We start from the raw sequence: 9,127 nt of genomic DNA on the forward strand, positions 1-9,127 counted from the left end.
TGAGCCCATGTCCCGAGTGCTGCCCCTGTCCCTCCTGCTGTCGGCCGTGCTGGCCGCACCGGCCGCGCATGCTGCGCCGACGCCGATCACCATCGAACAGGCCATGGCCGACCCGGACTGGATCGGTCCGCCGGTCGAGAAAGCCTGGTGGTCCTGGAACAGCCAGCAGGTCGAGTACCAGCTCAAGCGCAGCGGCAGCCCGGTGCGCGACACCTTCCGCCAGCCGCTGGCCGGTGGCGCCGCCGCACAGGTGGCCGATGACCAGCGCGGCACCCTGGACGTGGCCGAGCCGGTCTACGACCGCAGCCGCAGCCGCAGCGCCTTTGTCCGCAACGGCGATGTGTTCGTGCGCGACCTGCGCAGCGGCGCGCTGACCCAGCTGACCCGCAGCAACGAGCGCGCCGCCGGCGTCAACTTTGCGGCCGACAACGGCGTGATCTGGCGCGTGGGCCAGAACTGGTTCCACTGGACCGCCGCCGGCGGCGTGCAGCAGGTGGCCAGCCTTAAGGCCGAGAAAGACCCGGCCAGCAAGCCCAAGGACGACCTGCTGCGCGACCAGCAGCTGCGTACCCTGGAAACCCTGCGCCGCGACCGCGACCAGCGTGAAGCGCTGAAGGACCAGGACCAGCGCTGGCGCCAGGCCGACCCGACCCGCGCGGCGGCCCCGATCTACCTGGGCGCCGACGTGGAGATCGCCGACAGCCTGCTGTCGCCGGACCTGGGCCACCTGATCGTGGTGACCAAGCCGAAGGACTTCGACGACGGCCGCACCAGCAAGATGCCGCTGTACGTGACCGAATCCGGCTACGAGGAAAGCGAGGACACCCGCACCCGCGTCGGCCGCAACGGCTTCGAGCCGCACACCCTGTGGTACGTGGATGTGCACACCGGCAAGGCCGAGAAGCTCTCGCTGTCGGGCCTGCCGGGCATCGGCACCGACCCGCTGGCCGAGCTGCGCCGCAAGGCCGGCAAGGACCCGCTGAAGGGCGACCGCAGCGTGCAGGTGATGAGCGACTTCATGGGCGGCGGCATGCGCTGGAGCGCCGATGGCCAGCAGGCCGCGGTCATGCTGCGCGCCAACGACAACAAGGACCGCTGGATCGTCAGCATCGGCAGCGACGGCCGCGTACAGAACCGCCACCGCCTGACCGACAACGCCTGGATCAACTGGGGCTTCAACGATTTCGGCTGGATGGCCGATGGCCGCACCCTGTGGCTGCTGTCCGAGGAATCGGGCTACTCGCACCTGTACACCCAGGCCGGTTCGGCCAAGCCGCAGGCGCTGACCAGCGGCAAGTGGGAAACCTCCGCGCCAGTGCTGTCGGCCGACGGCAAGGGCTTCTACTTCCTGTGCAACCAGCAGGCGCCGCACGACTATGAAGTCTGCGCGGTCGACACCGGCAACCGCCAGGTGCGCGAGCTGACCAGCCTCAACGGCGTGGAAGACTTCTCGCTGTCGCCCGATGGGCAGCAGCTGCTGGTGCGCTACTCGGCCGCCTACCTGCCGACCCAGCTGGCCGTGGTACCGAGCGCCGGTGGCCAGGCACGCATGCTGACCGACACCCGCACCGCCGAGTACAAGGCGCGCGAGTGGATCCAGCCGAAGCTGGTGGCGGTGCCGTCCAAGCACGGCGCCGGCGTGGTCTGGGCCAAGTACTACGAACCCGAGCACAAGGAGCCGGGCAAGAAGTACCCGATCGTGATGTTCGTGCACGGTGCCGGCTACCTGCAGAACGTGCACCAGCGCTACCCGGCGTACTTCCGCGAGCAGATGTTCCACAACCTGCTGGTGGAAAAGGGCTACATCGTGCTGGACATGGATTACCGCGGCAGCGAGGGCTACGGCCGCGACTGGCGCACGGCGATCTACCGCAACATGGGCCACCCGGAACTGGAAGACTACAAGGACGGCCTGGACTGGCTGGTCGACACCCAGCAGGGTGACCGCGACCACGCCGGCATCTACGGCGGTTCCTACGGCGGCTTCATGACCTTCATGGCGCTGTTCCGTTCGCCGGGTACGTTCAAGGCCGGCGCCGCGCTGCGCCCGGTGCTGGATTGGCAGAACTACAACCACGCCTATACCAGCAACATCCTCAACACCCCGGACATCGACCCGGAGGCGTACCGCACGTCCTCGCCCATCGAGTACGCGCAGAACCTGCAGGACAACCTGCTGATCGCCCACGGCATGATGGATGACAACGTGTTCTTCCAGGACTCGGTGCACCTGACCCAGCGCCTGATCGAGCTGCACAAGGACAACTGGTCGATCGCACCGTACCCGCTGGAACGCCACGGTTACATCCGTGCCGATTCCTGGCTGGACCAGTACAAGCGCATCCTCAAGCTGTTCGAGCAGAACCTGAAGTGAGCAATGCCGCGGCCACGATCCAGATCGTGGCCGCGGTCATCCTGGATGACCGCGGCCGGGCGCTGGTGGTACGCAAGCACGGCGGCGACCGCTTCATCCAGCCCGGCGGCAAGCCCGAGGCGGGGGAAGCGCCGCTGCAGGCGCTGGCCCGCGAGCTGGACGAGGAACTGGGCGTGCAGCTTGATACTGCCAACGCCGTTGCCCTGGGCCGTTTCGAGGACTGGGCGGTGAACGAACCCGGCCACCGCGTGCAAGCGCAGGCCTGGTGGGTACAGGTCGCGGGCACACCGACCGCACGCGCCGAGATCGCCGAACTGGCCTGGGTGCCGCTGCGGCCGCCGCACGGCCTGTGCTTGGCACCCCTGAGCGAACACCATATCCTGCCGGCGGTCGCCGCCCTGGCGACGGCCCGCTGACCTGGCGGGCGCCATCGAAGCGCAAGGACACCGGATGTCTCTCTCCATTCCCGACCTTCCCTCGCCGGCCGCGGCCCCCGGCAACAGCTGGGTCAAACCGCTGGCACAGGGCTCGTTCTGGCTGTGCCTGCTGGTGGTGGTCTACTTCCTCGTCCAGGCCGTGGTGGCGGCCGTTCTGGCGCCGACCGCGCTCTGGCAGGCGCTGGTGAAGCTGGCCTGGGAAAACCAGCTGGATGGCAGCCTGCTGTGGATGCTCGCGCACCCGGTGGCGACGTCCTTGATCGCTGCGCTGCTGTGCTTGGGCTCCACCCTGGCCAGCTGGGGCCTGTGGCGCGAGCGCCGCTGGGGCCTGTGGGCCTTCGTGTGGGCGCTGGGCCTGAGCGCACTGGCCAACTTCGTCATCACCTGGTGGCTGGATGGGGTGATGCTGCAGTTCATCGGGCTGGCCGCCAACGATGCCGAGCTGCATCAGCAGCTGCAGGTGCAGCGCCTGCTGATGACGCTCACGCTGCTGGGCACCTCGGTGCTGTTCGCCGGCCTGCAGGGCTGGCTGGGCTGGCGCCTGCTGCGCCCGGACATCCGCGCGCGGTTCCGCTGAAGGGCGCGCCGGCTGCGGTAAAGTACGCGCCATGAACGATTTCGAGCGCGTCCGCGCCTACCTCACCGACCTGCAGGACCGCATCTGTGCGGCCATCGAGGCCCTTGAGGGCCAGGCCCGATTCCAGGAAGACCTGTGGCAGCGCGCCGAGGGCGGTGGCGGGCGTACCCGCGTGCTGCGCGACGGTGCGGTGTTCGAGCAGGCCGGCATCGGCTTTTCCGATGTGTCCGGCAGCCGCCTGCCGCCGTCGGCCTCGGCCAACCGGCCCGAGCTGGCCGGCGCCTCCTGGCGCGCCACCGGTCTGTCGCTGGTGTTCCACCCGCTCAACCCCTACGTGCCGACCACCCATGCCAACGTGCGCTTCTTCCAGGCGCAGCGCGATGGCGAAGTGGTGGCCAGCTGGTTCGGCGGTGGCTTCGACCTGACCCCGTTCTATCCCTTCGACGAGGACGTGCAGCACTGGCACCAGGTGGCCCATGACCTGTGCGCGCCGTTCGGCGAGGAACGCTACGCCGCGCACAAGCGCTGGTGCGACGAGTACTTCTTCCTGCGCCACCGCAATGAAACGCGCGGCGTCGGCGGCCTGTTCTTCGATGACCTGCACGGCGATTTCGAGCGGGATTTCGAGTACCTGCGCGCGGTCGGCGACGGCTTCCTCGAGGCCTACCTGCCGATCGTGCAGCAGCGCAAGGACACCGCGCATGGCGAACGCGAGCGCGAGTTCCAGCTGTACCGTCGCGGCCGCTACGTGGAGTTCAACCTCGTCTACGACCGCGGCACGCTGTTCGGCCTGCAGAGTGGCGGCCGCAGCGAGAGCATCCTGATGAGCCTGCCGCCGCGGGTGCGCTGGGAATATGGGTTCAGCCCCGAAGCCGGCAGCGCCGAGGCGCGCCTGGCCGATTACCTGGTGCCGCGCGACTGGGTGTGAGCCCACGCACGGGTAGAGTCGAGCTGCTCGACTGTTTTTCGCATTGCGCCAACGGCAGCCGAGCGTGGGCTCGGCTCTACGCGGATTTCTGCAGTGTAGAGCCGAGCCCACGCTCGGCTGCTTTCGACGCTACGCGGATTTTTGCCGCGGAATGATCGTGATGTGGCCAGTGGTTTCCAGCAGCGCCAGTTCGACGTCCTCCACACGCAGGCAGCCCTGCTGGCGCAGCGCGGCGTCGAAATCCGCGGTGCTGACCAGCTCACGACGCAGCACCGCCGCCAGCAGGCGCCCATCGCGGGCGATCACCACCGGCTCGCCTTCGATCATGCGTTCCATGCGCCGGCTGCGCGTGGTCAGCCAGCCCACGCCGTAGTTCAGCAGGATCAGCGTGGCGGCCAGCAGCAGGCCGCCGCCCAGCGACGTGTCGGTGCCCAGCAGTGCGTTCTGCACCGCGTTGCCCAGCAGCACGATCAGCAGCACATCGAACGGGGTGATCTGCCCCAGCGCGCGCTTGCCGCCCAGCCGGACCATGCCCAGCACGACCACATAGACCACCACCGCGCGCAGAACGAATTCCCACCACGGCATCGCCAGTGCGAACAGATCGGGCATTGCGGTTTCCCCTGCGAAGCGATGCCCCAGCGTGGCGCAGCGAGGCACAAATAAAAAGCCCCGCTGACCAGGGGGAGGTCAACGGGGCCGGGGAACGGGCGCTTGGGGAGGAGCCCCCGTTCCGAGATCTGCTCCAGGGGATGGGAGAGATCCACAACAGGCGTTGCGCCTGTCGAGAGTTATAGAAACACTCCGAACACTAACGGTTCGTGAAGGGGCCCAATTTATTGTGGACCCGTGCAAGAAACATTCATCTTCGAGTCAGCAAAACGATGCAAATGAACGATTCATGGCGTTATTAGCCTGAATGCGAATCAGTGCGCCTCGTCCCAGTTAACTCCAACGCCGGTATCGACCTCCAGCGGCACCCGCAATTGGGCCGCTTGCGACATGCGCTCGATCACGTTCCTACGCAGTTCCTCGGTGAAACCGGCCTCGCTTTCGAACACCAGTTCATCATGCACCTGCAGGATCATCCGCGCCGGGGCGCCGCTGTCGTGCAGCCACTGGTCCACCGAGACCATCGCCCGCTTGATGATGTCCGCCGCGGTGCCCTGCATCGGCGCATTGATCGCCGCGCGCTCGGCACCGGCACGCAGGCCCTGATTGCGCGCGTGGATGTCATTCAGATACAGGCGGCGGCCGAACAGGGTTTCCACGTAGCCCTGGTCACGCGCCTGCTGGCGCATCCGCTCCATGAAGTCGCGCACGCCGGGATAACGGCTGAAGTACAGCGCCACATAATCCTGCGCCTGGCCTCGGTCGATGCCCAGGTTGCGGGCCAGGCCGAAGGCGCTCATGCCGTACATCAGGCCGAAGTTGATGGCCTTGGCGGCGCGGCGCTCGTTGGGCGTCACCTCTTCCAGCGTGCGCCCGAACACCTCGGCGGCGGTGGCACGGTGGACGTCGGCGCCCTGCTCGAAGGCGCGCACCAGGCCCGGGTCCTCGGACAGGTGGGCCATGATCCGCAGCTCGATCTGCGAATAGTCGGCCGCCAGCAGCTGGAAGCCTTCCGGCGCCACGAAGGCACGGCGGATGCGGCGGCCATCCTCGGTGCGGATCGGGATGTTCTGCAGGTTCGGGTCGGACGAGGACAGGCGGCCGGTGGCCGCGCCGGACTGGTGGTAGCTGGTGTGCAACCGGCCGGTGTCCGGGTTGACCATCTCCGGCAGCTTGTCGGTATAGGTGCTGCGCAGCTTGGCCAGGCCGCGGTATTCGAGGATCACCCGCGGCAGCTCGTGCTGGTCCGCGATCGCCTCCAGCGCTTCTTCATTCGTGCTGGGCTGGCCCTTCGGGGTCTTCACCACCGCCGGCAGCTTCAGCTCGTCGAACAGCACCGCCTGCAGCTGCTTGGGCGAATCCAAGTTGAAGCTGCGCCCTGCCAGTTCGGTGGCCTTCTGCTGCGCGGCCAGCATGCGCGAGGACAGGTCGTGGCTCTGACGGCGCAGCTCATCGGTGTCGATGCGCACGCCGTTGGCTTCGATGCGGGTCAGCACCGGCACCAGCGGCATCTCGATGTCGCGGTACACGCTGTCCAGCGCCGGCTCGGCCAGCAGCTGCGGCTGCAGCGCGTGGTGCAGGCGCAGGGTGATGTCGGCGTCCTCGGCCGCATAGCGGCTGGCTTCGTCGATGCCCACCTGCGAGAACGGGATCTGCTTGGCGCCCTTGCCGGCCACGTCCTCGAACTTGATGGTGGTGTAGCCCAGGTACCGCAGGGCCAGCGAATCCATGTCGTGGCGGGTCGCGGTGGAATTGAGCACGAAGCTCTCGAGCATGGTGTCGTCGTGGTAGCCCTGCACGTCCACGCCGTGGCGGCGCAGCACATGCAGGTCGTACTTGCCGTGCTGGCCCAGCTTCTTCTTTGCCGGGTCCTGCAGCACCGGGCGCAGCGCGTCCAGCACCTGCTGCAGCGGCAGCTGCGCCGGCGCGCCGGGGTAATCGTGGCCGACCGGGATATAGGCCGCCTTGCCCGGCTCCACCGCCAGGCTGACGCCGACCAGGCGTGCACGCATCGCGTCCAGCGCATCGGTCTCGGTATCGAAGCTGATCAGGTCGGCCTGCTGCACACGCTCGACCCACGACTTCAGCTGTTCGCTGGTCAGCACGGTTTCGTATTCGCCGGGCGCGGACAGCGCCGGGTCCAGCGCGCCGGCGGCCGGCACTTCGGCGCTGCCCCGGGCGAAGCCGGCGGCGGTGCCGCGCAGGCTCGGGGTGGCCTCACTGGCGGTGGCCGGGGCCGGCAGCGGGCCGCCCAGCTCCTTCAGTGCCTGGGTGAAGCCGTAGCGCGCATACAGCTCGGTCAGTACCGGCACGTCCTGCTCGCGCAGGGCCAGGGTGGTCGGCGAGGCGTCCAGCTCGACATCGGTGCGGATGGTCACCAGCTCGCGGTTCAGCGGCAGGCGTTCCAGCGCCGCGCGCAGGTTCTCGCCGATCTTGCCCTTCATGGTTGGGGCGGCGGCGATGACGCCATCCAGGTGCTGGTATTCGGCCAGCCACTTGGCGGCGGTCTTCGGCCCGCACTTCTCCACGCCGGGCACGTTGTCCACGGTGTCGCCCATCAGCGCCAGCAGGTCGATGATCTGGTCGGCGCGCACGCCGAACTTGTCCATCACCGCGGCGTCGGAATCCATCCGGCTGCCGGTCATGGTGTTGACCAGCTCGATGCCCGGACGCACCAGCTGGGCGAAGTCCTTGTCACCGGTGGAAATGGTCACCTTCAGGTCCTGCGCCACGCCCTGCAGGGCCAGCGTGCCGATCACATCGTCGGCTTCCACGCCGGGGATGCGCAGGATGCTGATGCCCAGCGCTTCGACGATGCGGCACATCGGCTCGACCTGGCTGCGCAGTTCATCGGGCATGGGCGGGCGGTTGGCCTTGTACTGGTCGTACAGGTCGTCGCGGAAGGTCTTGCCCGGTGCGTCGACGACGAAGGCGACGTAGGCCGGTCGCTCCTTCAGCGTCGAGCGCAGCATGTTGACCACGCCGAACAGCGCGCCGGTGGGCTCGCCCTGTGCATTGGACAGGGGCGGCAGCGCGTGGAACGCGCGGTACAGGTAACTGGACCCGTCGATCAGGACTAATCTGCTCATGCGACGATTCTACGCGCCCCTGCCTGCACCGCGGCGACACGGCGGCGACGCGTCCATGGGGCATAATCAGGCTCCGATCGATGCAAAGGCCCTGCCGATGAAGACCCTGATGCTGGCTTCCCTGCTGCTGCTTGCTGGCTGCGCCAGCATGGGTGGTGCAGGCGCTCCCCCGGTGGACGTGAAGGGCGCCGAAGTGTCCAGCCGCACCATGGACAACGGCGATGTCATCGAGGAATACCGCGTGTCCGGCCAGTTGCGCATGGTCAAGGTGACCCCGTCGCGCGGCGCACCGTTCTACATGTACGACAAGAACGGCGATGGCCGCATGGACAACGACAAGGACGGCGTCTCGCCGGTCTACTGGAAGCTCTACAGCTGGTGATCCAGCCAGGGGCGGCGCCCTTTCCGTCGGAGAGGGAGCCGGCCCCCACACGCGGGTGATAGGTTCGCGCCGGATCTTCCGGTTGATCCCATGACAGGCCCCGCAGGTGGGCCGGGATCGCGCTGCCATGAACCTCGAACCGGCAACCTCATCGCTGGTTGCGTCCCTCGCCGCCGACCTGCGCCGCAGCAACGCGCGCGCGCGCATCACCCGCAACGGCACGGCCCACCCGCGCCTGCTGCGCATCCTTGATTACATCGACGACCACCTGGGTGAGAGCGAACTGGGCGAAGAGATGATCTGCGAGGCCTTCGGGATGTCCCGCTCCACGGTCTACCGGCTGTTCCAGGCCCACGGCGGGGTGGCGCGTTATATCCGCGGGTGCCGGGCCTGGCTGGCGCACCGCCATCTGGTGCGTGATCCCGACTGCCGTCTCACCTGGTTGCTGCATGAAGTCGGATTCGCGTCAGAGCGCCAGTTCCAGCGCGCGTTCCTGGCGCAGTTCGGCATGTCGCCGGCCGATTGGCGGCTCGCCTGCAGGCAGCGCGCACGGGGGGCACTGCTGTCCTGAGCGGGCATGTTGCCACCATCGGCGGGGCGGGAAGGTGGCGGCCGCCCCCGGCCAGCGGGGCGGCCCCCCGGGGCCGCCCCCCGGACCCGTGTGACCGCCGGGTTAGGGCACGCGCGGTCCCACCCCCGCCCCCGGGGCCGAGGCCCCCCCAAGGGGG

General features: G+C 68.2%; 8 protein-coding genes. 6 read left to right on the forward strand and 2 right to left on the reverse strand.

Annotation, left to right across the window (positions count from 1 at the left end):
• Positions 1-7: 7 nt before the first annotated feature.
• Genes AC1VXD_RS16415 through hemF form a run of 4 tightly spaced genes read left to right on the forward strand, consistent with a single transcriptional unit; the run spans position 8 to position 4,316 of the window.
• On the forward strand, positions 8-2,374 hold the full coding sequence (locus AC1VXD_RS16415) for a S9 family peptidase (protein WP_482992933.1): 2,367 nt from the start codon (positions 8-10) through the stop codon (positions 2,372-2,374).
• Entirely contained in the window at positions 2,371-2,790 is a 420-nt protein-coding gene (locus tag AC1VXD_RS16420) for an NUDIX hydrolase (protein ID WP_482992934.1), read from the forward strand. The genes AC1VXD_RS16415 and AC1VXD_RS16420 overlap by 4 nt, the downstream gene beginning before the upstream one ends.
• A 34-nt stretch (positions 2,791-2,824) precedes the next feature.
• Positions 2,825-3,388: a hypothetical protein gene (locus tag AC1VXD_RS16425; protein WP_482992935.1), complete on the forward strand. Its 564-nt coding sequence runs from the start codon at positions 2,825-2,827 to the stop codon at positions 3,386-3,388.
• 31 nt (positions 3,389-3,419) lie between these two features.
• Positions 3,420-4,316 (forward strand): oxygen-dependent coproporphyrinogen oxidase, encoded by an 897-nt coding sequence (hemF, locus tag AC1VXD_RS16430; RefSeq protein ID WP_482992936.1) that lies wholly within the window; start codon positions 3,420-3,422, stop codon positions 4,314-4,316.
• Between the two features lie 129 nt (positions 4,317-4,445).
• Here the strand turns inward: hemF and AC1VXD_RS16435 are convergent, their stop codons facing one another.
• The gene (locus tag AC1VXD_RS16435) at positions 4,446-4,928 is read right to left on the reverse strand and encodes a DUF421 domain-containing protein (protein WP_108770465.1); all 483 of its coding nucleotides are present in this window, start codon (positions 4,926-4,928) and stop codon (positions 4,446-4,448) included.
• Between the two features lie 314 nt (positions 4,929-5,242).
• A complete protein-coding gene (polA, locus tag AC1VXD_RS16440; RefSeq protein ID WP_482992937.1) occupies positions 5,243-8,017 on the reverse strand; it encodes a DNA polymerase I in 2,775 nt (924 codons plus the stop codon).
• A 97-nt stretch (positions 8,018-8,114) separates the two neighbouring features.
• Here polA and AC1VXD_RS16445 point away from each other — a divergent pair, with 97 nt between their 5' ends.
• On the forward strand, positions 8,115-8,399 hold the full coding sequence (locus AC1VXD_RS16445; protein WP_108770467.1) for a DUF2782 domain-containing protein: 285 nt from the start codon (positions 8,115-8,117) through the stop codon (positions 8,397-8,399).
• Positions 8,400-8,526: 127 nt separating this feature from the next.
• Positions 8,527-8,970, forward strand: coding sequence for a helix-turn-helix domain-containing protein (locus tag AC1VXD_RS16450; RefSeq protein WP_482992938.1), 444 nt, complete (start codon positions 8,527-8,529; stop codon positions 8,968-8,970).
• Positions 8,971-9,127: the final 157 nt, after the last annotated feature.

Source organism: Stenotrophomonas sp. STEN054, from assembly GCF_056854535.1.